18 protein-coding genes and 1 pseudogene are annotated in these 25,525 nt (G+C 69.3%); 15 read left to right on the top strand and 4 right to left on the bottom strand.

Features of this window, described 5'->3' with window-relative positions:
* The first annotated feature begins 22 nt into the window (after positions 1–22).
* Entirely contained in the window at positions 23–1,663 is a 1,641-nt protein-coding gene (locus ASV56_RS13735) for an FMN-binding glutamate synthase family protein (RefSeq protein ID WP_062562622.1), read from the top strand.
* Between the two features lie 79 nt (positions 1,664–1,742).
* Positions 1,743–3,029 carry an NAD(P)/FAD-dependent oxidoreductase gene (locus ASV56_RS13730; protein WP_062562621.1) on the top strand — a complete coding sequence of 429 codons (1,287 nt, stop codon included), beginning with the start codon at positions 1,743–1,745 and terminating at the stop codon, positions 3,027–3,029.
* Here ASV56_RS13730 and ASV56_RS13725 read toward each other — a convergent pair.
* Positions 3,026–7,339: a peptidoglycan-binding protein gene (locus ASV56_RS13725; protein ID WP_062562620.1), complete on the bottom strand. Its 4,314-nt coding sequence runs from the start codon at positions 7,337–7,339 to the stop codon at positions 3,026–3,028. The two genes, ASV56_RS13730 and ASV56_RS13725, sit on opposite strands and share 4 nt — an antisense overlap.
* Before the next feature lie 263 nt (positions 7,340–7,602).
* On the opposite strand from ASV56_RS13725, the gene ASV56_RS13720 reads away from it, so the two are divergent.
* The 8 genes and pseudogenes from ASV56_RS13720 (at position 7,603) to ASV56_RS13690 (ending at position 16,308) form a co-directional block, all read left to right on the top strand.
* Entirely contained in the window at positions 7,603–8,115 is a 513-nt protein-coding gene (locus tag ASV56_RS13720) for a sigma-70 family RNA polymerase sigma factor (RefSeq protein ID WP_062562619.1), read from the top strand.
* On the top strand, positions 8,115–9,068 hold the full coding sequence (locus ASV56_RS13715) for a FecR domain-containing protein (protein WP_172823774.1): 954 nt from the start codon (positions 8,115–8,117) through the stop codon (positions 9,066–9,068). Before ASV56_RS13720 ends, ASV56_RS13715 begins: the two co-directional genes overlap by 1 nt.
* A gap of 111 nt (positions 9,069–9,179) precedes the next feature.
* On the top strand, positions 9,180–11,690 hold the full coding sequence (locus ASV56_RS13710; RefSeq protein WP_062562618.1) for a TonB-dependent siderophore receptor: 2,511 nt from the start codon (positions 9,180–9,182) through the stop codon (positions 11,688–11,690).
* Between the two features lie 141 nt (positions 11,691–11,831).
* A pseudogene (locus ASV56_RS24915) lies at positions 11,832–11,948 on the top strand (hypothetical protein); the annotation flags it as partial.
* Between the two features lie 97 nt (positions 11,949–12,045).
* Positions 12,046–12,579 carry an ABC transporter permease gene (locus tag ASV56_RS13705; RefSeq protein WP_253880035.1) on the top strand — a complete coding sequence of 178 codons (534 nt, stop codon included), beginning with the start codon at positions 12,046–12,048 and terminating at the stop codon, positions 12,577–12,579.
* 173 nt (positions 12,580–12,752) lie between these two features.
* A complete protein-coding gene (locus ASV56_RS13700) occupies positions 12,753–13,679 on the top strand; it encodes a bifunctional 5,10-methylenetetrahydrofolate dehydrogenase/5,10-methenyltetrahydrofolate cyclohydrolase (RefSeq protein WP_062562617.1) in 927 nt (308 codons plus the stop codon).
* A 39-nt stretch (positions 13,680–13,718) separates the two neighbouring features.
* Positions 13,719–15,281: a BCCT family transporter gene (locus tag ASV56_RS13695; protein WP_062562616.1), complete on the top strand. Its 1,563-nt coding sequence runs from the start codon at positions 13,719–13,721 to the stop codon at positions 15,279–15,281.
* Between the two features lie 58 nt (positions 15,282–15,339).
* The gene (locus ASV56_RS13690; protein ID WP_062562615.1) at positions 15,340–16,308 is read left to right on the top strand and encodes a GlxA family transcriptional regulator; all 969 of its coding nucleotides are present in this window, start codon (positions 15,340–15,342) and stop codon (positions 16,306–16,308) included.
* Between the two features lie 3 nt (positions 16,309–16,311).
* On the opposite strand, the gene ASV56_RS13685 is transcribed toward ASV56_RS13690, so the two are convergent.
* Entirely contained in the window at positions 16,312–17,217 is a 906-nt protein-coding gene (locus tag ASV56_RS13685) for a LysR family transcriptional regulator (RefSeq protein WP_062562614.1), read from the bottom strand.
* A gap of 98 nt (positions 17,218–17,315) precedes the next feature.
* Between ASV56_RS13685 and ASV56_RS13680 the strand changes: the two genes are divergently transcribed.
* The 3 genes from ASV56_RS13680 to ASV56_RS13670 all read left to right on the top strand — a co-directional run bounded on the left by ASV56_RS13680 (position 17,316) and on the right by ASV56_RS13670 (position 19,057).
* Positions 17,316–18,089 (top strand): SDR family oxidoreductase, encoded by a 774-nt coding sequence (locus tag ASV56_RS13680; protein ID WP_062562613.1) that lies wholly within the window; start codon positions 17,316–17,318, stop codon positions 18,087–18,089.
* A gap of 269 nt (positions 18,090–18,358) precedes the next feature.
* Entirely contained in the window at positions 18,359–18,556 is a 198-nt protein-coding gene (locus tag ASV56_RS13675) for a hypothetical protein (RefSeq protein WP_062562612.1), read from the top strand.
* A 240-nt stretch (positions 18,557–18,796) separates the two neighbouring features.
* On the top strand, positions 18,797–19,057 hold the full coding sequence (locus ASV56_RS13670; protein ID WP_062562611.1) for a hypothetical protein: 261 nt from the start codon (positions 18,797–18,799) through the stop codon (positions 19,055–19,057).
* A gap of 83 nt (positions 19,058–19,140) precedes the next feature.
* Here the strand turns inward: ASV56_RS13670 and ASV56_RS13665 are convergent, their stop codons facing one another.
* Positions 19,141–19,866: an aspartate/glutamate racemase family protein gene (locus ASV56_RS13665; RefSeq protein WP_062562610.1), complete on the bottom strand. Its 726-nt coding sequence runs from the start codon at positions 19,864–19,866 to the stop codon at positions 19,141–19,143.
* Between the two features lie 15 nt (positions 19,867–19,881).
* Positions 19,882–21,396, bottom strand: coding sequence for an NCS1 family nucleobase:cation symporter-1 (locus tag ASV56_RS13660; protein ID WP_156429170.1), 1,515 nt, complete (start codon positions 21,394–21,396; stop codon positions 19,882–19,884).
* A gap of 264 nt (positions 21,397–21,660) precedes the next feature.
* Between ASV56_RS13660 and ASV56_RS13655 the strand changes: the two genes are divergently transcribed.
* A complete protein-coding gene (locus tag ASV56_RS13655; protein WP_062562608.1) occupies positions 21,661–22,317 on the top strand; it encodes a GntR family transcriptional regulator in 657 nt (218 codons plus the stop codon).
* A 274-nt stretch (positions 22,318–22,591) separates the two neighbouring features.
* On the top strand, positions 22,592–25,381 hold the full coding sequence (locus tag ASV56_RS13650; RefSeq protein WP_062563321.1) for a bifunctional aconitate hydratase 2/2-methylisocitrate dehydratase: 2,790 nt from the start codon (positions 22,592–22,594) through the stop codon (positions 25,379–25,381).
* The last annotated feature ends 144 nt before the right edge of the window (positions 25,382–25,525 follow it).

The raw sequence follows: 25,525 nt of genomic DNA, 5'->3' as shown, positions 1-25,525 counted from the left end.
CCGGACCCAGGGTTGCCAAGGCATGAGATTTCTTCCCGCGTTCAAACGATATTCGGTGCTGGCGCTGTGCGGCTTTGGCGCGTCCGTCATGCTGGCGCTGCTCGCGGCGGGCTGGCGCTGGCCGCTGCTACCGGCGGTCCTGCTGGGGGCGCTGGTGCTGCTGGGGATCCGCGACCTGATCCAGAAGCGCCATGCCGTGCTGCGCAACTATCCGATCATCGGCCACATGCGCTTCCTGCTCGAGGACATCCGCCCCGAGATCCGGCAATACCTGATCGAGAGCGACAGCGACGAGCTGCCCTTCTCGCGCGAGGCGCGCAGCCTGGTCTATCAGCGCGCCAAGGGGGTCGAGGACAAGAAGCCCTTCGGCACCTCGGAAAAGGTCTATGAGGCCGGCTACGCCTGGGTCACGCATTCCGTGGCGCCCAAGGTCATCACCGACAGCGATTTCCGCGTCCTGGTCGGCGGGCCGGACTGTCGCCAGCCCTATTCCGCCAGCCTCCACAACATCTCGGCCATGAGCTTCGGCGCGCTGTCGGCCAATGCGATCATGGCGCTGAACCAGGGCGCGAAGCTGGGCGGCTTTGCCCATGACACGGGCGAGGGCGGCATCAGCCGCTATCACCGCCAGCACGGCGGCGACCTGATCTATCAGGTGGCCTCGGGCTATTTCGGCTGCCGGGACGAAGAGGGCCGCTTCTCGGCCGAGAAATTCCGCAGCCAGGCGCTGGACCCGCAGATCCGCATGATCGAGATCAAGCTGAGCCAAGGCGCCAAGCCCGGCCATGGCGGCATGCTGCCCGCGCGCAAGATCAGCCCCGAGATCGCCGAGGCGCGCGGCGTGCCGATGGGCGTGGACTGCATTTCGCCGCCCTCGCACAGCAGCTTCTCCACGCCGGTCGGGCTGATGGCGTTCGTGGCGCAATTGCGCGAACTGTCGGATGGCAAGCCGGTGGGCTTCAAGCTGTGCATCGGGCACCGGCGCGAATTCATGTGCATCGTCAAGGCGATGCTGAAGACCGGCATCACGCCCGACTTCATCGTCGTCGACGGGAAAGAGGGCGGCACCGGCTCGGCGCCCCTGGAGTTCACCAACCGCGTCGGCATGCCGATGCTGGAGGGGCTGGCCTTTGTCCACAATACCCTGCGCGGCGCCGGGCTGCGGCAGCGCATCCGCATCGGCGCGGCCGGCAAGATCGTCAGCGCCTTCGACATCGCCCGGGCGCTGGCGCTCGGGGCGGATTGGTGCAACTCGGCCCGCGGCTTCATGTTCGCCATCGGCTGCATCCAGTCGCAGTCCTGCCATACCAACGCATGCCCGGTCGGCATCGCCACCCAGGACAAGCTGCGCCAGCGCGGGCTGGAGGTCGGGACCAAGGCGCTGCGTGTGGCGCGGTTCCACAAGAACACCCTGCATGCGCTGGCCGAGATCGCGGGCGCGGCGGGGCTGAGCGCGCCCGGCGACTTCCTGCCCTATCACTTCATGTTCCGCCACAAGGACGGCACCTTCTCGGACGGGAACGAGGCATTCCCCTATCTGCCGCAGGGCTTCCTGGTCGCGGACCGCGAAACCGAGGAGCTGCGCGACTGGCACAAGCGCTGGGGCCGCGCCTCGGCCGAGACCTTCGCGCCCTCGGTCATCCCGGAGGGGCGTTTCGTCTGATGCCGGCGCGGGCGGCGTTGACCCCTGCCGCCGGATGCGCCAGCCTGACCCCCGCGACAGGACAGCGGGGAAACGGGGCATGACACATCGGGTCGTGGTCATCGGCGCGGGATTCGCCGGTTTGCAGGTGGTCTTGGGGCTGCGGGGCGCCGGATGCCAGATCACGCTGGTCGACCAGCGCAACCATCACCTGTTCCAGCCCTTGCTTTATCAGGTGGCGACGACGCTGCTGGCGACCTCGGACATCGCCTGGCCGATCCGGGCGCTGATGCGCGAGCGCAGGGACGTCACCACGCTTCTGGCCACGGTCGAGGGCGTGGACCGCGCCGCGCGCGAGGTGATCCTGCGCGGCGGCGCGCGGCTGCCCTATGACACGCTGGTCATCGCCACCGGCGCCCGCCACGCCTATTTCGGCAAGGACGCCTGGGAGGCCGACGCGCCCGGGCTGAAGACGCTGGAGGATGCGACCACGATCCGGCGCCGGCTGCTTCTGGCCTTCGAGCGGGCCGAGACCTGCGCGGACGAGGCCGAGCGCCAGGCGCTGCTGACCTTCGCCGTGATCGGCGCCGGCCCGACCGGGGTCGAGCTGGTCGGCATCATCGCCGAGCTGGCGCATCGCATCCTGCCGCCGGAGTTCCGCCGCATCGACACCCGCCAGGCGCGGGTGCTGCTGGTCGAGGCCGGGCCGCGCATCCTGCCGGCCTTCAGCGAGACGCTGTCGGATTACGCCCGCACGGCGCTGGAACGGCGTGGGGTCGAGGTTCTGACCGGCGCCCCGGTCACCGATTTGTCGGACGCGGGCATCATGCTGGCGGGCCAGCAGATCCCGGCGCGCACGGTGATCTGGGCGGCGGGGGTGCAGGCCTCGCGCGCCGCCGAATGGCTGGGGGCCGAGGGCGACCGGGCCGGGCGCGTCCTGGTCACGCCGCAGCTGACGCTGCCCGGCGATCCGGCGGTCTTCGTTCTGGGCGACACGGCGCATGTGCAATCGGGCGGCCGCATGGTGCCGGGCGTGGCGCCGGCCGCCAAGCAGCAGGGCAAGTTCGCCGCCAGGGCGATCCGGGCGCGGCTGCGCGGCGCGGCGGCCCCGGGCGATTTCCGCTATCGCGACATGGGCAACCTGGCCACCATCGGGCGCAATGCGGCGGTGATCGAATTCGGCCGCTTCAAGATGACCGGCTGGTTCGCCTGGTGGGTCTGGGGCATCGCCCATATCTATTTCCTGATCGGCACCCGCTCGCGGCTGTTCGTGGCGCTGAGCTGGCTCTGGGTGTTCCTGTCCGGGCAGAACTCGGCCCGGCTGATCACCCAGAAGGAAACCCTGAAGGACAGCCCGCCGCCGCGCCGAGGCGGCGGCCGGCCCTAGAACTTGACCTTAGGTTTCGGCGGCTCGGCCGGTGCCGCTGCGGCGGCCAGGTCCTCGGCCAGCTTGCGATTCAGAAGCCACAGCCGCAGGATCACCGTGTCGGGCTTGGCGTAACGCTCGATCCGGACGGTGACGACGGGGCCGCAGCGCGCCAGTTCCGGCTCGGCGCCGGTGCCGGTGCCGGTGCCGCCCAGCACCACCATCGGCCAGCCGAAGGAACGCCAGAAGCCGGCGTCGCCGCGCCGGCTGGCCTGGGCGCGCTGCTGCACGGCCGGGTCGTCGCTGCCCAGTTCCGGCTGGCCCTCGGCGCTTTGCGGGTTGAGCGTGGACGGGCCGCCGCAGAAGCCATAGGCGTCTTCGTCCGGCGGCAGGGTGCCCCAGGCCCATGCGGTGTCGCGGTATTCGCTGATCGCCGGGCCGTATTTCTCGACCAGGCTGGCCTTGAGCCCGTCCACCGAGATCTCGGCTTCGGGGAGTTCCAGCTGGCGCATGATCGCGACCACGGTCTTGTCGGGCGATTGCGGGGCATAGACCGCCGCCAGCGCCTCGCCCGTCGCGGGGTCGACATAGCCCGTGGCGGTGCCGAACGGGCCCGTGCCGGGCTTGACGGTGGCGAAGACATCGGCCTGCGGCAGATGCGCCCGCGCCGCCTTGTCGAAATCGGCCAGCGCCATGCCCAGCGTCATGCCCAGCACGTCCTGCGCCTTGGGCGGCGTGCCGGTCACCGCCTGCCAGTCGCCGGGTTGCAGGTGGCCGACCTGGACGACGGCGCCGCTGCCGGGCTTGCTGCCGAAAAGCTGCACTCCCTGCACGGCGGCCTTCAGCACCAGCATGCCGCGCAGCCCCTCGGGCGCCGCGCTGAGCTGGTCGGCGGGGATCAGGCGGCGCTCGGTCAGGGTCAGCTCATAGCTGGCGGCGGCCAGCGATGTCTCGGCCAGCCGGCCCAGGTCCGGCTGGGCATCGACCTGCAACAGCAGATCGGCATAGCTGCCGCTGGCGGTGCCGTCATTGCCGCTGCGCAGATACTGGCAGTTCGACGCCGGCCCCTGGCCCGCCATGCCCAGCGTCCACAGCCGCGCCGGCCCGGGACGCGCGCGGTTGCCGTTCATCGCCAGCAGCTTTTCCACCCGGGGCAGCGGCTGGCCCAGCAACCCCTGGGCATTGGCGCTGAACAGCTTGTCCTCGTTCTCCTGGCCGATGCGGCCCAGCTCGCTGGCGCCCAGGCAGCCGGTCAGCGGATGGGTGTTGCCCGACGCCACCGGCAGCAGCACCTGCTGCGGCAGCAGCGCCACCCGGGCCCGGGACCAGTCGCGGAAGGCCGGCAGCATGGCGTCGATCTCGGACGGCTCCATCGTCCTGGCCGGGTCGCGGAAGAAGCGGTCCCAATCCAGCGCCATTGTGCCGTCCGCGGCCGCGCGTTCCTTGGCCATGCGTTGCAGCAGCATGCGGCGATAGCCGGCGTCGTCATAAAGATCGGGCTGCACGGCCAGCGCCAGAAGGTCCAGCCCCTCGGGGTCGAGCATCAGCGCCTTGGGCACGGCCGAGGGCTTGGCGGGATCGGCCAGCACCCAGGCCAGCCGGTCGGGCGCGGCCAGCGCCAGCCGCAGTTCAGGCGCATCGGGCCAGGGGAACTGATTGCCGCGGCCGAAGATCGCCTCGGTCGGGGCGCCGAGCTTCAGCGCGGGATGCTCCTCCTCGCGCGCGGTGGCATCGACGATGGGCACCTTCAGGAACATGTGCAGCGCGCCATTGGCGTCCGCCATGCCCGCCACGGCCACGGCCTGGTCCGCCGGCACGCGCAGCAGCTCGTAATCCGTCCGGCTCGCGGCGGCGAGGTTCGGCGGCGTCACCCCGGACAGATCCTTGTCATAGGGCACCGCCTGGAAGTTGACCTGCCGGGTCGGAAAGCCGCCCAGCTCGGGGTCGTAGGCGTCGATCAGCATCACCGCGGCGATCCAATAGCTGTCCAGCGCCAGGCCGGGCAGTTCGGCGCGATAGTCCGCGGCCCGGTTGCCGCGCCGGTCGGCGGGCAGGTTGGCGATCTCGTAGGGGTCGAGCATGCCCGCCTCGAGCGCGCCGGGATGGCGCACCGCGACCGCCGCCATCAGCGACTTGCCCGAGGTGGCGAAGATCTCGTCCGGCACGGCGCCCGCCTGCGCCTGCGCCTGGTCCGGCGCCTGCGCGGCCAGCGCCGCCGGCACCTCGAGGTCGCGAATGCGGGTGCGGGCGCCGGGATCGGCGAACAGCGCCAGGGCCTCGACATGGACCTGCGGCGCCACGGTCTCGAGCTCGGCCGCGCCGATCGGGTCGCTGCCGGCCGGGCGCACCCGCATCGCGGCCACGGCGTAATCGGCGACCAGATAGACGGTGCGCTGGCCCATGCTGCCGGCCTTGTTCAGATGCGCCAGCAGCTTTTCGGCATTGTCCACGTCGATGCGGAAGAACTGCGGCACCGCCGGCGGCTGGCCCGAGACCAGGTCCGGCAGCCAGGCCGCATATTCGCGCTGGATGGTCAGGGGAAAGCCGCCGGCGTCGAAATCGTATTCGCCCAGCTGCACCGGCATGATGGCGCGCAGCGGCACCGGGAATTGCGGCGCCCGGCCCGAGATCAGCTGGCGCAGCTGCGGCTCGGCCTGGTTCATCGCCTTGCGCACCGAAAGCTCGCTGAGGCCGTTGGCATAGCCGCTGGCGCCGTCCATGGCCAGCGCGGTCGGCAAAAGCTCGACCCGCTCGCGCCTGGACAGAAGCGCATTCGCGGCCTGCTGCGCCAGCCGCGGGTCCAGCACACGGTCCGGGCCGGCGTCGATCAGCGCCCCGAGCCGCATCGCCAGTTCGAGCAGTTGCAGCCCGTTCTGGCCCGACCCATAGCCGTCCTCCTGCAGCAGGGCGCGGGGCTGGTCCTTGCGCTGGACGCGGCGGGTCTGGGTGTCGCGCTCGGGCGTGGTCAGGATGCGGCCGGCCTGTTCGGGGATGCCGTAGATCGCGGCAATGGCGGCGGCATCGGCCGGGCGGTCGATCTTTTGCGCCTCGGGCGCGGCGCCGGTCCAGACATGCAGCACCCGTTCGTCCCGGGCGCCGGTCGCGCGATCTTCGGCCGAGGCGACCAGCAGCGTCGCGCGCTGGATGGCGATGCGGGCCTTGCCCATCGGCCAGGCGGTCAGGTCGGTCGAGGGTTCCAGCCCGGAGAGTTCCATCTCGACCCGCAGGACCGGGCGGCCGCTGCCATTGACGGGCTGCGCCCAGGCGGTGCGATAATCGGCGGGCACGGCCAGGAAGAAGGGCTTCTCGGACGCCAGGTGCAGTTCCAGCCCGCCGCTCGCGCCGCGCAGCTGCAGGGCGGTGATGGCCGGCACGCCGCTGATGTCGGTCAGGTTGCCGCGCATCTCGGGGAACCAATGCGTGGCGCGCTGGTCGAGCCCGTTCTCGTCCTTGTTGTTGGTGCCTTTCTGCAAGGGCAGGTCCAGCACCGCCAGCCGGGGCGGATGCTGGCCGTAATGCGTCACGGCGGCCTCGACCAGCGGGCGCAGCTGCGCCTGCTGCAGGCCATAGGGCGGCGGGTTGCCGTCGGCCATCGGCAGCTTGCCGTAATTGCGGGCGATGGTGGGCGTCCAGATCTGTTCGGGCGCGCGGCTGAGGGCCCAGAACAGATAGGCGGCATGCAGATGGTCGCCGTCGCGGATCACCTCGGCGCCGGCCGGGTCGAACTCCGCTGCGCTGGCGGCGGTCGGCGCCGCGCCCTCGGCGGGGGTTTCGGGAAACAGCGCGGTCTCGGCCGCCTCGGGGAAGGCCGCGCCCGAATCGAGGGGCTGATCGGCGGGCTGCGCCGTCCCGGCATGGTCTTGCGCGGGTTCCGGGTCGGGCGCCGGGGCCTGGGCCACCAGCGTGCTGGCCTGGCGCGGCGCGAGATAGCCCGAGGGCGTCGCCCCGACCGATTCCTGCCAGGCCGCGATGGCCTTGCGGCTGCCCGGGCCAAGGGCCCCGTCGATCGCGCCGCCATAGAAGCCGGCCTCGCGCAGGGCGCGCTGCACGGCCTTGCGCTCGGCCAGCGACATCCGCGGCTGCTTCGGCTGCGGCGCGGCGGGGGCCTGGCGCTGGGCGTTCTGCTGGCGGCGCTGCGGCTGTTGCTGATACTGCTGCTGCTGGTATTGCTGCTGGCGCTGCAGGTCGCGCTGCTGCTGCTGGCGCGACTGTTCCTGCACGATGGCGCCCAGGATGCCGCCGACGATCCTGGCCGCATCGTCGGCCTGGGCCGGCAGGCACAAGGACAGGCACAGCAGCGGCGTGGCAAGCCGTTTCGACAGGCGTGTCATGGGAAACCTCTTGCACTCGGGAATGGATAAAGTTTCCGTGAGGAATCGGAATCCCGTCAAGATATTGAAAAGGGCAGGTTTGCGAGCCCCGGCGCCGGGTTTTCGCCTTTTGCGCGATTGTGACATGAAATCGACAGCCGCCATGCGCCGTCGCCCGCTGCCCGGCGCGGGCGTGGAAATATCCGCCTAATACAGTAAGGAATTCCTGTCCGGCGCGATGGCCGCGCCCGGGCGGCTTGGGCTGAGGGAATACGGGAGGCAGGGTGGCGGTCGGCGGGCATCCGAAATGCGAATTCCATGCGCTTTATGCCGATCATCACGGCTGGCTTCAGGGCTGGCTGCGCGGGCAACTGGGCGACGGCGGCGACTTGGCGGCCGACCTGGCGCAGGACACCTTCCTGCGGCTGATCGCGGCGCGGCGCGAGCCTTTGCGCCTGGGCGCGCGGCCGCGCGCGCTCTTGACCCATATCGCCAAGGGCCTGCTGGTCGACCATTGGCGCCGCAAGCGGGTCGAGCGCGCCTATCTGGACGCGCTGGCGCATCTGCCCGCCGCCGCCGCGCCCCCGGCCGAAGAGCAGCTGGTGGTGATCGAGACGCTTTCCCGCATCGACGCCCTGCTGGCGCGGCTGCCGGCGCCGACGCGCGAGGTCTTTCTGCTGGCGCAGCTGGACGGGCTGACGCTGCAACAGATCGCGGACCGGGTGCAGATGCCGGTCATCACCGTGCGCCGGCACATCCGCAAGGCGCTTCTGGCCTGCATGGCGCTGGCCTGCTGATGCCGCCGCAGCCGCCCGCCGAATTGCTGGAACAGGCCGCAGACTGGGCGCTGGCCCTGCGCTATGGCGACCCGGACCCGGCCCAGCGCGCCGCCTTTCGCGACTGGCTGGCGCAGGGGCCGCAGCACGCCGCTGCCTGGCAGCGGGCGCAGGCAGTGTTCCAGAGCTTCGAGCGCCTGCCGCCGGGCCTGGGCCGGCAGGTGCTTGGCCAGGTCGACCCGCAGCCCGGCCGGCGCCGGGCGCTGGTCCTGCTGGCGGGGCTGGCCGCGACCGGCGCGGCCGGCGCCCTGGCCGGGCAGCAGCCTTGGCAGAAATGGCGCGCCGACGCCGCGACCGCGGTGGGCGAGCGGCGCAGGCTGGCGCTGCCCGATGCCTCGGCGCTGGTGCTGAACACCGACAGCGCCGCCGACATCGCCTTTACCGCAGCCGAGCGCCGCATCGAGCTGCGCGGCGGCGAGATCCTGGTCACCACCAGCCCCGACCCGGCCCCGGTCGCCCGCCCGCTGCTGGTCGGGACCGCCTTCGGCGAGGTGCGGGCGCTGGGCACGCGCTTCGGCCTGCGCGAACTCGACGGGCGGGTGCGGGTGGCGGTGTTCCGCGACGCGGTCGAGATCCGGCCCAGCCGGGGCGCGCCGCAGCGGCTCGGGGCCGGGGCGCAGGCGGAATTCTCGGAAACGGGGGTCTGGCCCCCGCGCCCGGTGGACGACAGCGCCGCGATCTGGGAACAGGGCATGCTGCTTGCGCAGGACATGCCGCTGGCCGAGGTGCTGGCCGAGATGGCGCGCTATCGCCACGGCATCCTGCGCTGCGACCGCCAAGTAGCGGCGATCCGGGTTTCGGGCGCGATCTCGCTAGCCGATACCGAGGGCGCGCTGGACCTGCTGGCCCGGACCCTGCCGGTGCGCATCCAGCGCCGCACACCCTGGTGGGTGGTGGTCGTGCCGCGCGGCTGAAGATTTTTCGCGCGGGGGTGATCACATTTCGCCGCTCGTCCGGTGAATGAGGAAAGGCCGCCAGCCCGAGCGCCAGCCCGCCGCGACCCTCTGAGCCAAGGACCACATCGCATGAACCACCTGACCTGCGCCCCGGCGGCCGCCGCGCGTGCGCTTGCCGTTTCCGCCGGCCTGACTGTCGCCCGGGCGCTGCTGCTCGGCACGGCACTGGGCACCATCATCGCCGCCCCCGCCACGGCCCAGGCGCGCGACTATGCCATCGGGCCCGGGCGGCTCAGCGACGTGCTGGCCCGCTATGCCGCCGCCTCGGGCGTGCAGCTGGTCTATCAGCCCTCGGACCTGGCCGGGCGGCAAAGCGCCGGGATCAGCGGCAGCTATACGGTCGAGCAGGGCTTTGCCCGGCTGCTTGCCGGCAGCGGCTTCCGGCTGCAATCGGCCGGCGCCGGCCGCTATGTGCTGGTCGGGCCGCAAGCCCAGGGCAGCGCCGCACCGGGCGCCGCGGGCGAGGTGGTGCTGGAAACCGTGACCCTGCATGGCGCCGGCGCCACCACCGAGGGCAGCGGCAGCTATGCGACCGAGGCGGCCAGCATCGCGCGCGGCGCCGAGTCGCTGCGGGAGGTGCCGCAATCTGTCACCGTGCTGACCGACCAGGCGCTCGAGGACCAGAACCTGACCATGATGTCCGAAGCCATGGCCAAGGCGCCGGGCATCGTCGCCACCACGGATGGCATGGGCAACCCCGAGTTCCGTTCGCGCGGGTTCGTCATCGACAATTACCAGATCGACAATATGGGAACCTCGTATACCTCGACCTTCCGGCCGGATTTCGACCTGGCGATCTATGACCGGGTCGAGGTGCTGCGCGGCGCCGAGGGGCTGTTCTCGGCCGCGGGCGAGCCGGGCGGCACCATCAACCTGGCGCGCAAGCGGCCGACGGACGAGGTGCGTTCATCGGTGTCGCTGGCCTATGGCAGCTGGAACAACCGCCGGCTCGAGGCCGATATCGGCGGCCCCATCGGTTTCGATGGCCGGCTGCGCGGCCGGGTGGTCGGCGTCTGGCAGGACCGCGAGTATTTCTATGCGCCGGCGGACGAGGAGAAGCAGGTCCTTTACGGCATCCTGGAATACGACCTGACGCCCGACACCACGATCAGCGGCGGTGTGACCTATCAGCACCAATACGGCACGCATTGGCAAGCGGGCCTGCCGACCTTCCTCGACGGCAGCCAGCTGGGCCTGCCGCGCGACCTGGCGCTGAATCCGGACTGGGCCAGGCGCGACACCACCATCCGCGAGACCTTCTTCACCGCCGAACACCGCTTCAACGACGACTGGTCGGTGAAGCTGAACGCCATGCAGCAGAAATACGATTTCGACTATCTCAAGCTGAACGTCGGCGGCCCGGTCGACCCGGAAACGGGGCTGTTCGGCGCGCCGAGCGTCTCGTCCGAGGATGACGGCAACCACTCCAAGGGCGTGGACCTGAGCGTCACCGGCCGCTTCCGCGCCTGGGGCGTGGATTACAAGCTGACCGCCGGCGCCGACTGGCGGATGAGCGAGGGCAAGCAGATCCGCAACCGCTACAGCACGGCCTTCCCCGACGGCGAGCTTGGCCTGGACGATTTCCCCGGCGTGGTGCTGCCGGAACCGACCTTCCTGCGGCGCGACCACGGCTGGCCGGCCTGGGGCGGCAAGCAGCAGGGCATCTATGCCCGGCTGGACATGGCCGTGACCGACAAGGCGCATGTCATCGTCGGCGGCCGCAACGGCAACTACAAGCATCGCGACATCTACGAGCTTTACGACGACAACGGCGATCTCGTCGAGCGCGACACCAGCTACCACTGGCAGGAAACCGGCATCTTCACGCCCTATGCCGCCGTCACCTATGACGTGACGCCGGACTGGACCGCCTATGCCAGCCTGACCGAGATCTACAAGCCGCAGGGCAACATGTTTGCCGGCCCGCCCGAGAACCCGACCCAGCTGGACCCGATCACCGGCCGCAACTTCGAGCTGGGGGCCAAGGGCGCGGTGCTGGACGGGGCGCTGAACGTCTCGGCCGCGCTCTATCGCATCGAGCGCAAGGGTGAGGCGATTCAGGACCTGGCCTATGGCGAGAACAGCCGCTTCTACCTGCCGCTGGGCGAGATCGTCAGCCAGGGGCTGGAGCTGGAGGTCTCGGGCGAGGTCTCGCCGGGCTGGCAGGTCTTTGCCGGCTATACCTGGAACCAGAACAGGAACGAAAAGGAAAACGTGGTCTATAGCGCGCTGACGCCCAAGCACATCTTCAAGCTGTGGACCGACTACAACCTGCCGGGCGCCTATTCCAAATGGACCGTGGGCGGTGGCGTGACGGTGAAAAGCCGGCATGCCAACACCGGCACCTATTGGGTCATGACCGATGCCGGCTGGACGCAGCCGGAGTTCGCGATCCGGCAGGGCGGCTATGCGGTCTGGGACGCGCATGTGAATTACCAGATCGACGACCGCTGGAGCCTGGCGCTGAACGTGACCAATGTCTTCGACAAGACCTATTACGCCACGCTCGGCACGCCCAGCGGTGGCAACTGGTATGGCGAGCCCAGGAACGCCACCCTGACCCTGCGCGGCCAGTTCTGAGCCGGGCCCGGATGGCGGGGCGCGCGGTCCCGCCATCCGCCCGGCTGCGCCTGGCTTTCCCTGGGCCAGGATCCGCGGCCCCTTTCCGGGGCGGCCGTCTCGCACAGCCAGACCGTCATTGCCTTTTGCGCGTGCAGCCCGGTGGTCCTGCTGGGCGCCACCGTGGCCGGCACGCTGTTTCCGGGCGGGCGCGACCCGACCGGCGAATTCGTCATGGTCAACATGTCGCCCTTCCTGGTCGGCGGCGTGCTCGAATCCAAGGGGCTGGACGACGAGGGCAGCGACCGCGACAAGCTGGTCCTGATGCCGCTTCAGCAGCCTGGAAAGCCGGGTCTATGGGCCGGACGAGCTGTCGGTGATCGTCGTCGCCCTGCACGACATGGCGCGGCTGGCGGAAACCTACGCGCTCTTGCGCGAGGTGATGATCCAGCGCCACGGCGCCGAGGATTTCTGGCTGACCGACGCCACTGGCGCCTTTCGCCAGGCCGAGGCCGAGCGCGCCACGCAGAATCTGCTGCTGGGCGCCATCGCGGCGATCTCGATCTTCGTCGGCGGCATCGGGGGCGATGAACATCATGTTTATCGCCGTGCGCGTGCGCACGTGCGAGATCGGCATCCGCGCCGCGACTGGCGCCTCGATGCGCGAAATCCGACCCAGTTCCTGACCGAGACGGTGCTGCTCTCGGCGCTTGGCGGCATCGCCGGGCTGGCTCTGGCCGGCGGCGTCGCCGCGACCGCGGCCTGGGGCTTCGGCATGCCGGTGGTGTTTTCGGTCACGGTCGCGCTTGGCGCGCCGGCCGGCGCCACGCTGATGGGCGCGGGATTCGGCCTGGTGCCGGCGATCCGCGCCGTAAGGCTGAGCCCGGTCGAGGCGCTGGCCAGCCCCTGATCCGCGACCACCCGCCAATGCCGGCGGCGTGACGGTTTTTTCCCCTGACATGTCGGTTGATTGCCGCAGATGCGGCCGGCGGTGCCGCATGGTCGCGGCCGACGGCGCCTGCCCGGCCGATGCGCCGCGACCCGCCACGGACCCAGACGCCACAGCAGGAAGGATCGCCCGGCATGCCGACCCAGCCCGACCGAAGCCAGACCGACCACCGCCTGATCGACGGCCGGGCCGTGCAGCGCCGCATCCTGTCCGAGCTGAACGAGGCCTTTGCCCGCGAACGGCAGCTGCGGCCGGTGGGGCGGCTGGTCTCGGTCTCGATCGGGCCCTCGCCCGAGGTTCAGGTCTATGTCCGCAACCAGGCGCGCGGCGCCGAACGCGCCGGCCTGCCCTTCGAGCAGCAGGTCTGGCCCGCCGGGATCGCGCCCGAGGAGGCCAAGCGCCGCATCCTGGCGCTGAACGACGACGGCGCCGTGCTGGGCATCATCCTGCAGCGCCCGGTGCCGGCGCATATCCATGTCCGCTCGCTGCAATCGGCGATCCATCCGCTGAAGGACGTCGAGGGCATGAACCCGGCCTCGATCGGCAACATCGTCTATAACGACATCGCCTTGGCGCCCTGCACCGCGGCCGCCGCGGTCGAGCTGTTGCGCCAGACCGGCCTGCCCCTGCAGGGGCTCGAGGTGGTGATGATCGGCCATTCCGAGATCGTCGGCAAGCCCGCCGCCTTCATGCTGATGGCCGAAGGCGCCACCGTCACCGTCTGCCACCACATGACCCGCTCGGTCGCGATGCATTCGCGCCGCGCCGATGCGGTGGTCGTGGCGGTGGGCAAGCCGCATCTGATCGGCCCCGAGATGATCAAGCCCGGCGCGGCGGTGATCGACATCGGCATCAACCAGGTCGCCGATGCGGAGGGCGGCATCCGCGTCCTGGGCGACGTGGACACCGACCGCGTGCGCGAGGTCGCGGGCTGGATCACCCCGGTCCCAGGCGGCGTCGGCCCGGTCACCGTCGCCATGCTGATGCGCAACGCGCTGACCGCGCATCGGCGCCAGGTCGACGCCGGCTGGCTGGGCGGGGAGGCGCCCGGCCGGGCCTGACATTTCTTGAGCAGATCATCGACAGAGGGAGGATTTCGCATGAAGGAAACACCCGGCAGGGGGCTGGACGCGGGCGTGTTCTGGCCCGCCATCGCCATCGCCCTGGGATTTGTCCTGTGGGGCGTCGCCGCCCCCGACAGCCTGGCCGGCATCGCCGGCGCCGTGCTGGCCTGGATCATCCGGGTCTTCGGCTGGAGTTTCGTCATCTCGACGGCCTTCTTCCTGGCTTTCGCGGTCTTCCTGGCCTTCAGCCGCTTCGGCCGCATCAAGCTGGGCCATGACGACGAGGTGCCGGAATTCTCGACCCGGTCCTGGATCTGCATGATGTTCAGCGTCGGCATGGGCATCGGCCTGATGTTCTGGGGCGTGGCCGAGCCGGTCAGCCATTTCGGCACGCCGCCGCATGGCCTGGCGCAGCCGCAGACGCGCGAGGCGGCGCTGGTCGCCATGCAATACGCCTATTTCCACTGGGCGCTGCACCCCTGGGCGATCTATGCCATGGCCGGGCTGGCGATGGCCTATTTCAGCTATCGCCGCGACCTGCCGACGCTGGTGTCGAGCGCCTTCCACCCGCTGTTGGGCGACCGCATCCACGGGCCGATCGGGCGCACCATCGACGTGCTGGCGATCATCGCGACGCTGTTCGGCACCGCGACCTCGCTGGGCCTGGGCGCGCAGCAGATCAACAGCGGCATGAACTACCTGTGGGGCACCGGCGAAAGCGCGGGCATCGCGCTGAGCATCATTGCCGTGCTCTCGATTCTGTTCATCCTGTCGGCGGTCTCGGGCGTGGGCAAGGGCATCCAGTTCCTCAGCAACATGAACATGCTGATCGCGCTGCTGCTCCTGCTGTTCCTGGCAGCGCTGGGGCCGACGGTCTTCATGCTCGACACGCTGATCGAGGCGATGGGCTATTATTTCGGCGACCTGGTGTCGATGTCCTTCCGCACCTCGGCTTTCAGCGACAGCAAGTGGCTGGCCAGCTGGACCATCTTCTACTGGGCCTGGTGGATTTCCTGGGCGCCCTTCGTCGGCGTGTTCATCGCCCGCATCTCGCGCGGGCGCACCATCCGCGAATTCGTCGTGGGCGTGCTGGTGATCCCCAGCGCCGTGACCTTCGTCTGGTTCACCGTCATGGGCGGCAGCGCCCTGCATTCCGAGCTGATGGGCCCGGGCGGGCTGGTCGAGGCCATCGCCGACAAGGGCGCGCCGGTCTCGCTCTTTGCGCTGCTGGAGCAATACCCGCTGGCCTCGCTGACCTCGGTGGTGGCGATGTTCCTGGTGGCGATCTTCTTCGTCTCGGGCGCCGATGCGGCCTCGGTGGTGATGGGCATGCTGTCCTCGCGCGGGACGCCCCAGCCCAGGGCCGGCATCGTGGTGCTGTGGGGCGTGCTTGCCGCCGCCGCCGCCTCGGTGCTCCTGGTGATGGGCGGGCTCGACGGGCTGCAGACCGCCTCGATCATCGCGGCCGCGCCTTTCCTGCTGGTCATGGTCGGGCTTTGCGGCTCGCTGTGGAAGGGGCTTCTGGACGATATCGAGGTGCATGGCCATTTCGAGGAGATCGACCCGCATACCGGCGGGCTGAAGGATCGCCTGCATTGACGAAACCGGCCTGCCGCGGCGTTCCGGCGCGGCAGGCCGCAACCACCTTGTCCAAGCCATGACCGAGATCGCGCCAGACCCCCGCCCCGCCCGCTACGTCTTCCTGCTTCTGGACCGGTTCACGCTGGCGTCCTTTGCCGCCGCCATCGAGCCGCTGCGGCTGGCGAACCGCATCGCCGGGCGCCCGCTCTACGACTGGCGGCTGGTCGGCGAGGGCGGCGGCTTCGCCCACTGCTCGAACGGCGCCCGCATCATGCTGGACGGGGGCCTCGAGGACGGCAGCCGCGGCGATACCGTGCTGGTCTGCGGCGGGCTCGACGTCGCCCGCGCCGCCGCGCGCCCGGTGCTGGCCTGGCTCAGGCGCGAGGCCCGGCGCGGCGCCCGCATCGGCGCGCTCTGCACCGGCGCCTGGGTGCTGGCCGAGGCCGGGCTGCTCGCCGGCCGGCGCTGCACCATCCATTGGGAAAACCAGGACGCCTTCGCCGAAAAATTCCCCGACACCACCCTGATCCGCACCGTCTTCGTCGAGGACGGCAACCGCCTGACCGCCGCCGGCGGCACCGCGGCCATCGACCTGATGCTGCGCCAGATCGCCCGCGACCACGGCGCGGCGCTGGCCGGGCGGGTGGCCGACCAGATGATCCACACCGCGATCCGCTCCGAGGAGGACCACCAGCGCCAGTCGGTGCCGGTGCGGCTGGGCGCGCGCCACCCGCGCCTGGCGCAGGTGGTGGCGCGGATGGAGGCCAATATCGAGGAGCCGCTGAGCCCGGCGCGGCTGGCGCAGGACGCCGGCCTGTCGCCGCGCCAGCTCGAGCGGCTGTTCGCGCGCTATCTCGGCCACTCGCCCAAGCGGCATTACATGGCGCTGCGGCTGGAGCGGGCGCAGAACCTGCTGGCGCAGACCGAGATGAGCGTGATCGAGATCGCGCTCGCCTGCGGCTTCGCCAGCACCGCGCATTTCTCGAAATGCTACCGCGCCCAGTATGGCGAGACGCCCTATCGCAAAAGGGGCGGCAGGGACTGAGCCTCAGCCCGGGGGCGCGAGCCGGCGGCGCAGCAGCGGCTCCAGCCAGTCGGCCAGCACCTGCACGCGCCGCGGCGGGCGCGGATGCGCCAGGACCAGGTGCATCGGCATCGGCGCCGGGCGGTGGCGCGGCATGACCTCGACCAGCGCGCCCGCCGCCAGGTGCCCGGCCACGTCATAGGCCGGGATCTGGATCAGCCCCAGCCCGGCCAGCGCGGCGGCGATATAGGTCTCGGCGCTGTTGGCGCTGACCTGCCAGGGCAGGGCGCGGCCGTGGCTGCGCCCGCCCTCCTGCCACTCCCAATCCGCGACCCGGCCGCTTTGCGGCGAGGCATAGCCGACCTGGAGATGCGCGCCCAGATCGGCCGGGTCGGCGGGGGTGCCGCGGCGGGCCAGATAGGCGGGACTGGCGACATTGATCTGGGCGATCTCGCCGATGCGGCGGGCGCGCAGGCCGGAATCGGGCAAGCGTCCCACGCGCAGCGCCAGGTCCACCTGTTCGCCCACCAGGTCCACCGCCCGGTCGCTGGCGCCGAGCTCGACCGCGATGCCGGGCCAGGCGGCCAGGAACTCCGGCAGCGCCGGGGCCAGGATCAGCCGGCCGATGCGCCCGGGCACGTCGATGCGCACCCGGCCCGCGACCCGCCGGGCGCCGGTGCGGAACATCGCCTCGATCTCCTCGGCCTCGGCCAGGAACGCCAGGCAGCGGTCGCGGAACTCCTCGCCCTCGGGGGTCGGGGTGACGCTGCGCGTGGTGCGGTTCAGCAGCCGCGCGCCCAGCCGCGCCTCGAGCTCGGCCACCGCGGCCGAGACCGAGGAGCGCGGCATCTGCAACCCGTCCGCCGCGCGGGTGAAGCTGCGGGTTTCGATGACGCGGATCAGGATGCGATAGAGGTCGAGCCGGTCCATTGTTCGCGATCCTTGACAGGTGAAGTCAGAGCAAGCGGATTTATATCCGATTTTCCGAACATAGAGTGCCGCCACGGATTTCGACAAGGAGAACGGCCATGACGGAGCGCAACATCAAGGACAAGGTCATTCTGATTGCCGGCGGGGCCAAGAACCTGGGCGGGCTGATCGCGCGCGACTTCGCCGCGCAGGGCGCCCGCGCGGTGGTCGTGCATTACAACAGCGACGCCAGCGCCGGCGACGCGCAGGACACCGTGGCGGCGGTCAAGGCGGCGGGCGCCGAGGCGCTGGCGATCCAGGCCGACCTGACCACGGCCGGCGCGGTCGAGACGCTGTTCGCCGAGGCCGTCGCCGCCTTCGGCCGGCCCGACATCGCCATCAACACCGTGGGCAAGGTGCTGAAGAAGCCCATGGCCGAAATCTCGGAGGCGGAATATGACGAGATGAGCGCGGTGAACGCCAAATCCGCCTTTTTCTTCCTGAAAGAGGCCGGCCGGGCGGTCAACGACAATGGCGCGATCTGCACGCTGGTGACCTCGCTGCTGGGCGCCTATACGCCCTTCTATGCCAGCTATGCCGGCACCAAGGCGCCGGTCGAGCATTTCACCCGCGCCGCGTCCAAGGAACTGGGCGAGCGGGGGATCTCCGTCACCGCCATCGGCCCCGGTCCGATGGATACGCCCTTTTTCTATGGCCAGGAATCGCCCGAGGCGCAGGCCTATCACAAATCCGCCGCGGCGCTGTCGCCCTTCAGCAAGACCGGGCTGACCGACATCGAGGACATCGTGCCCTGGATCCGCTTCCTGGTGACCGAGGGCTGGTGGATGACCGGCCAGACCATCCTGGTGAACGGCGGCTATACCACGAAATAGGTTCTGTGCGCGGGCCCTGCCGCTGGTCAGTGGTGCGCGGCCGGGCGTCATCCGGCCGCGGTTTTTCATCCCGATCCGAGTTGCCGGACCGCCGCGGGCGATCCGACTGTTTCTGTCAGGGGAAAGCGCCCGATATAAACTGTCAACTATATGAAATCGTTCGATTTTCTATTGACGCTTCTGCGGGGGCCGCCTATATCGCGGTCAAGAGACAGCCAGCCAGCATTTCGCCAGCCAGCCATCCAGGACCAGCAAGCAAAGGAAGCCCCATGGCCCATTCTTCGTGCAGCGCATGCGCGTTCTTCGAAAACCATGCAGCCAATTCCGACAGCCAGCTCGCCGACGCCGGCCTGTGCCGCGCCAAGCCGCCCGTGACCCAGAAGGATGCCGACAGCCGCGGCTTCTGGCCGGTGGTCAGTTCGAACGACTGGTGCGGGGAATTCGCGACCCAGTTCGCCGCCGAATAAGCGGCAGCCAGGCAGCCGTTCCGGCCCGATGCAGGCAGCCCCCCGGGGCTGCCTTTGCCATTTCCGCCACCTGTGCGCGTGGCGCCGCCGTGGCCTAACGACATCTATCCCCTGTTTTTTTTCCTTCGACCGATGTGATATTCAGGCGCGGCGGGCTTATCCTGCGTTGCATCAACAGGGAAACCGGAGATAGGCGGTTCGGCGGTCTTGCCGTCCTGCGTCCGAAGGAAAGGCACCGACATGTTCCGCATCAACAGCCAGGGATTCGTCGTCGACTGCGAGGATGAGCAGCCGGTGGCGCTTGTTTCCCACGGCAGCGTCGCCGTCGAGGCCAGGATGCAGGATCAGCGTTGCGTGCTGTTGCGTTTCGATGGCCAGCAAGACCTGCCGCCCGGCGCGCGGCTGTCGGCGGCGCAGGTGCATCAGTTCGCCTTGCCGCTGGAACAGGCGCTGGCGCTGGCGCGGGCCATCCTGACGATCACCGAGCCGGGATTGGGCTGAGCCCACGGCAGCCGAAACCCCGGGCGGAATCGCGACGCCGCACGGGGGGTTCCCCGCCCGGCGCCGGTCAGGACAGGCCGCTGTCAGAGCCCGGCCAGCGGGAAGCCGGTGATGCGTTTCGGCCGCGGCGGGGCATAGGTGCGCACCTTCGAGGTCTTCAGCCCCAGCCGCACCAGCGACTCGGCGATGGTGACGGCGGCCGCGACCCCGTCCACCACCGGCACGCCGGTGCGGGCGCGGACCTTGGCCTCAAGCTCGGCCATGCCGCCGCAGCCCAGGCAGATCACCTCGGCATGGTCCTGGGTGACGGCGGCGGCGGCCTGCTCGACGATGGTCTCGACCGCGCGCTCGGGCTGGGTTTCCAGCTCGAGCACCGCCATGCCGCTGGCCCGGACCGAGGCGCAGCGGTCGTAAAGCCCGGCGAGCTTCAGCCGGTCCTCGATCATCGGCACGGCGCGGTCGAGCGTGGTCACCACCGAATACTTGTGGCCGAGGAACATCGCGGTCGAGGCGGCGGCCTCGGTGATGTCGACCACCGGCACCTCGAGCAGCTCCTGCAACCCCTCGCGCCCATGCTCGCCATAGCCGGCCTGGATCACCGCGTCGAAGGGCTGGTCATAGCGCATGACCGCGTCCATCACCCCCACCGCCGCGAGATAGCTCTCGAAATTGCCCTCGACCGATTCGGCGCCGAAGCGCGGGGTCAGAGCCACGATCTCGGTGCCCGGGGCGGCGGCCTTGCGAGCCGACTCCGCGATGCCATGGGTCATGGTTTCGGTCGTGTTGACGTTCACGACAAGGATACGCATTGCGACGGTCTCCGTTCAGTGGCTGGTGGCGACGGCGATGGATTCGCCATCGCGGTCGGCATAGGTCAGGCCCTTGGGCGCGATCAGGGTGTAGAGCAGCGCCCCCAGGCCCGCGGCGATGAACCACGAGAATTGCGACAGCGAATGCAGCGCCGGCAGGAAGGCGAACAGAAGCGAGATCGCGGCCGAGGGGATCAGCGCCTGGATCGCCTTGGGGTTGATGCCGTTGACATAGTGATAGGGACCGGCGGCGCTGTCGCTGTAGAGCGCCGGCACGTCGACCTGCTGCTTGCGGATCAGCCAGTAGTCGGCCATCACGATTCCGAACAGCGGTCCCAGGAAAGCCCCGAGCGCGCCCAGGAAATAGACGATGACGATGGGCGAGTTGTAGAGGTTCCAGGGCAGGATGACGAAGCCGATCAGCGCGCTGACCACCGCCGCCCGGCGGAAGTCGAGGTGACGCGGGAACAGGTTCGCCAGCGCGAAGGCCGGGGCCACGAAATTCGCCATCAGGTTCACGGCGATGGTCAGGATCAGCAGCGACAGGCTGGCCAGCACCAGCAGCGGCTTGCTGGGAATGCTCTGCACCACGTCGGTCGGGCTTTGGATCAGCGTGCCGTCGATCGACAGCTGGCCGCCGGTCAGGATCACCACGATCAGGCCAAAGATCAGCATGTTGATCGGGATGCCCCAGAAATTGCCGCGCACCACCGCCTGGCGCGAGGTGGCGCCGCGGGTGAAGTCGCAGAAGTTCAGCACGAAGGTGCCATAGATCGCCACCCAGAGCGAGGCGCCGCCCAGGATCTGCGCCCACATCGCGCCGCCGGAGAGCGGGTTCGGCGGGCTCCATTGCAGCCGGCCGCCGGCGCTGTAGAGCATCCAGCCCGCCAGCGCGACGAAGGTGACCAGGATCACCGGGCCGGCGAAGGCCTCGTATTTGCGGATGCTTTCCATGCCGTAGCAGGCGATGACGACCTGGACGATCCAGAGCAGGGTGAAGCTGATCCAGCCCAGCACCGACAGGCCCAGCACCATCTGCTGCGCCAGCGGCGCAAGCCCGGGCATCAGCGCGATCAGCAGCACGTCGAGCACCATCGAGGCCAGATAGGTCTGGATGCCGAACCAGACGATGGCCACGCCGCCCCGGATCAGCGCCGGGATCTGGGCGCCGCGGGTGCCGAAGCTGATGCGGCTCATTACCGGGAAGGGCACGCCGGTCTTGATGCCCATGAAGCCCGACAGGTTCAGCAGCACGAACAGGAAGGCCGCGCCGAACAGCAGCGCGGCCAGGATCTGCCATCCGCCGAGTCCCAGCGCGAAAAGCCCGATGGCAAAGGAATAATTGCCCAGGCTGTGCACGTCATTGGCCCAGAGGGCGAAGATGTTGTAGGCGCTCCAGGTTCGGCCCTGCTTCAGGGTCGGGGCCAGGTCGCGGTTGTAAAGATTGGCCGAGACCCCGGGCGGGACCGCCTCATCCAGGGCGGCGCCGTGATGATGCGCTTGCTTGTCGCGCAGGATGTTCTGGTCCATCGTCATCCCCTTGTCGCCGCGGGGTTGCGCGCGCCATATGCGGGGCAGCGCGCCGTCATATTCTCAGGTGCCATGGTTACCTCCCGTTCCGATGGCAGCCGCCGGAGTGCGGCGGAGCAGCCCGATATCTGAGCTTGCAACTAAAATGTTACATATTATTCTATGAAAGCGTCTATATAGAATTCCTGGTATAACCTTACTGCATAAATTGAAAATAAAGGCGCTAGACTGGTGCGAATCTGGCGGGAAGGATTGGGCGGGAGCATGGGCGAGGAAGAGATGCTGAACACGCGCGCGCTGCTGGCGCTGACCGAGGCGCTGCGCTCGGGCGCGTTGCGGGCCGGGCAGTTCCTGTCCATGCCGCAGCTGGTCGAGATCCTGCGCGTGCCCATCGCCGCCGTGCGCGAGGCGACGCGCCACGGCCAGGTCTCGGGCTGGCTGGACGTGATCCCCAAGCGCGGCGTGCAGATCCTCGAGGCCGAGCCGGCGACGATCCGCGACAGCCTCGACCTGCGCATGGTGCTGGACCAGGAGGGGGCGCGGCGCTGGATCCGCGGCGGCCTCGATGCCGGCGAGCTGGCCGCGCTGCGCCAGGCGCATGAGCGGATGCGCGAGACCGCGCGCGGCGCCGGCACGCCCGAGTTGTCGGCGCAGGCGATCCAGGTCGACCTGTCGCTGCATGACTTCCTGGCGCGCGGGCTGGGCAACCCGATGCTGCGCGCCGATTACGAAAGCAACCGCATCCGCATCGCGATCTTCCAGCGCGTCCGGCCCTTCGTGCAGGAGCGCGTCCGCTCGGCGATGGAGGAGCATCTGGCGATCATCGCTGCCCTGGAGCGCCGCGACAGCGCCGCGACCACCGAGGCTATCGCCTATCACTGCGAACGCACGCAGCATTGGTGGGGTGTCAGTCCGGGCTGAGGCGGGTGGTCAGGGCGACGCGGTCTTACGGGCAGCCGGGCCGGCGCGCATCGGCGTCACCTTCCGAGCCACGGGGCCAGGGACCGGCGCGCTGCCGCCGAAACGGCGCTTATCCGTGATTTTCCCGCCCCGGCGGCGCGATCAGCGGCGCCGAGCCTCTTGCGAGGCGGGGCGGTTTAGTATACCTCGGCATACAATGAGCTTGCCGCCGCCCGCCAGACCTGACCGCGACCCGGTGTTCCTGCTCAATCGGCATTGCATCGTAGGGATCGTCATGAGCTTGTACACCGACTACCTAACCGAGATCGAAACGCGCAAGACCACCGGGCTGCACCCCAAGCCCATCGACGACGGCGCCCTGGTGCAGGAGCTGATCGCGCAGATCGAACAGCCCGGCAACCCGTATCGGGCCGATTCTCTGCAATTCTTCATCTACAATACCCTGCCCGGCACGACCAGCGCGGCGGCGGTCAAGGCGCGCTTTCTCAAGCGCATCATCCTGAGCGAGGCGGTGGTGCCGGAGATCACGGTGGCCTTTGCCTTCGAACTCTTGTCGCACATGAAGGGCGGGCCCTCGGTCGGGGTGCTGCTGGACCTGGCGCTGGGAACCGACGAAGCCATCGCCCGGCAGGCCGCCGAGGTGCTCAAGACCCAGGTGTTCCTCTACGACGCGGACATGGGCCGGCTGGCCGAGGCCTTCAAGGCCGGCAACCCGGTCGCCCGCGACATCCTGGACAGCTATGCCAAGGCCGAATTCTTCACCAAGCTGCCCCCGGCCCCGGACGAGATCAAGGTCGTGACCTATATCGCCGCCGAAGGTGATATCTCGACCGACCTGCTGTCGCCCGGCAACCAGGCGCATTCGCGCTCGGACCGCGAATTGCACGGGCAATGCATGATCTCGCCCGAGGCGCAGGCCGAGATCGTCGCGCTGCAGGCCCGGCACCCCGACAAGCGGGTGATGCTGATCGCCGAAAAGGGCACCATGGGCGTCGGCTCCTCGCGCATGTCGGGGGTGAACAACGTCGCGCTCTGGACCGGCCGGCGCGCCAGCCCCTATGTGCCCTTCGTCAACATCGCCCCGGTGGTCGCGGGCACGAACGGCATCTCGCCGATCTTCCTGACCACGGTGGACGTGACCGGCGGCATCGGCATCAACCTGAAGAACTGGGTCAAGAAGACCGGCCCGGACGGCAAGCCGATCCTGAACAATGACGGCAATCCGATCCTGGAGCAGGCCTATTCGGTCGAAACCGGCACCGTCCTGACCATCGACGCGAAGAACAGGAAGCTGCGCGACGAGACCGGCAAGGAACTGGTCGACATCGCCGCCTCGTTCACGCCGCAGCGGCTGGAGTTCCAGCGGGCCGGCGGCTCTTATGCCATCGTCTTCGGCAAGAAGCTGCAGACCTTTGCCGCGCAGACCCTGGGCGTCGAGGCGCTGCCGGTCTTCGCCCCGAACAAGGAGATCAGCATCCCGGACCAGGGCCTGACCGCGGTCGAGAAGATCTTCAACGCCAATGCCGTGGGCGTCACCCCCGGCAAGGTGCTGCATGCCGGTTCCGACGTGCGGGTGCGGGTGAACATCGTCGGCTCGCAGGACACCACCGGTCTGATGACCGCGCAGGAACTCGAGGCGATGGCGGCGACCGTCATCTCGCCCCTGGTCGACGGCGCCTATCAGTCGGGCTGCCACACCGCCTCGGTCTGGGATCGCAAGGCGCAGGAGAACATCCCGAAGCTCATGGCCTTCATGAACAATTTCGGCCTGATTACCGCGCGCGACCCCAAGGGCGTCTATCACGCCATGACCGACGTGATCCACAAGGTGCTGAACGACATCACCGTGGACGACTGGGCGATCATCATCGGCGGCGACAGCCACACCCGCATGTCCAAGGGCGTGGCCTTCGGCGCCGACTCGGGCACGGTGGCGCTGGCGCTTGCCACGGGCGAGGCGACCATGCCGATCCCGGACTCGGTCAAGGTGACGTTCAAGGGCCGCATGCAGCCGCATATGGACTTCCGCGACGTGGTCCATGCGACCCAGGCGCAGATGCTGAAGCAATGCGGCGACAACGTGTTCCAGGGCCGGGTGATCGAGGTCCATATCGGCACGCTGCTGGCCGACCAGGCCTTCACCTTCACCGACTGGACGGCCGAGATGAAGGCCAAGGCCTCGATCTGCATCTCGCAGGACGAGACGCTGATCGAATCGCTGGAGATCGCCAAGTCGCGCATCCAGATCATGATCGACAAGGGCATGGAGAACCCGGCCGGCACGCTGCGCGGCCTGATCGCCAAGGCGGATGCGCGCATCGCCGAGATCCGCTCGGGCGCGCGGCCGGCGCTGGCGCCCGATGCCAATGCGAAATACTTCGCCGAGGTCGTCGTGGACCTGGACCTGATCGACGAGCCGATGATCGCCGACCCGGACGTGAACAACGCCGACGTGTCCAAGCGCTACACCCATGACACCATCCGCCCGGTATCCTATTACGGCGGCACGAAAAAGGTCGACCTGGGCTTCGTCGGCTCCTGCATGGTGCACAAGGGCGACATGAAGATCGTGGCCCAGATGCTGAAGAACATCGAGAAAGCCCAGGGCAAGGTCGAGTTCAAGGCGCCGCTGGTCGTCGCCGCCCCGACCTACAACATCATCGACGAGCTGAAGGCCGAGGGCGACTGGGAGATCCTGCAGAAATACTCGGGCTTCGAATTCGACGACCTGGCGCCCAAGAGCAAGGCCCGCACCGAATACGAGAACATCCTGTATCTGGAACGCCCGGGCTGCAACCTGTGCATGGGCAACCAGGAAAAGGCCGAGAAGGGCGACACGGTGCTGGCCACCTCGACCCGGCTGTTCCAGGGCCGCGTGGTCGAGGACACCGCCGAGAAGAAGGGCGAATCGCTGCTAGCCTCGACGCCGGTGGTGGTGCTGTCGGCGATCCTGGGGCGCACGCCGAGCGCCGAGGAATACAAGACCGCCGTCGAGGGGATCGAGCTGACCCGCTTTGCCCCGCCGTTGGAAAACCCCGGCTTGGCGCGGTCGGTGCATTTCTGAACGATTGCGATGGAAAACGGGAAGGGCCGCGGCGACGCGGCCCTTTTCCTGTGCCGGGGCACGGCGAAGGCGCGGTTTGCGGACATGGCGGTTCGTCCGTCGCCACGGTTCATGTGTCGGCTTTCAATCCGGGGAAACCGGCAG

This window comes from Paracoccus aminovorans (assembly GCF_001546115.1).
In the GTDB taxonomy this organism is placed as follows: domain Bacteria; phylum Pseudomonadota; class Alphaproteobacteria; order Rhodobacterales; family Rhodobacteraceae; genus Paracoccus; species Paracoccus aminovorans_B.
The sequence above is the reverse complement of the archived record's forward strand: the minus strand, read 5'-3'. Positions and strand labels throughout refer to the sequence as shown.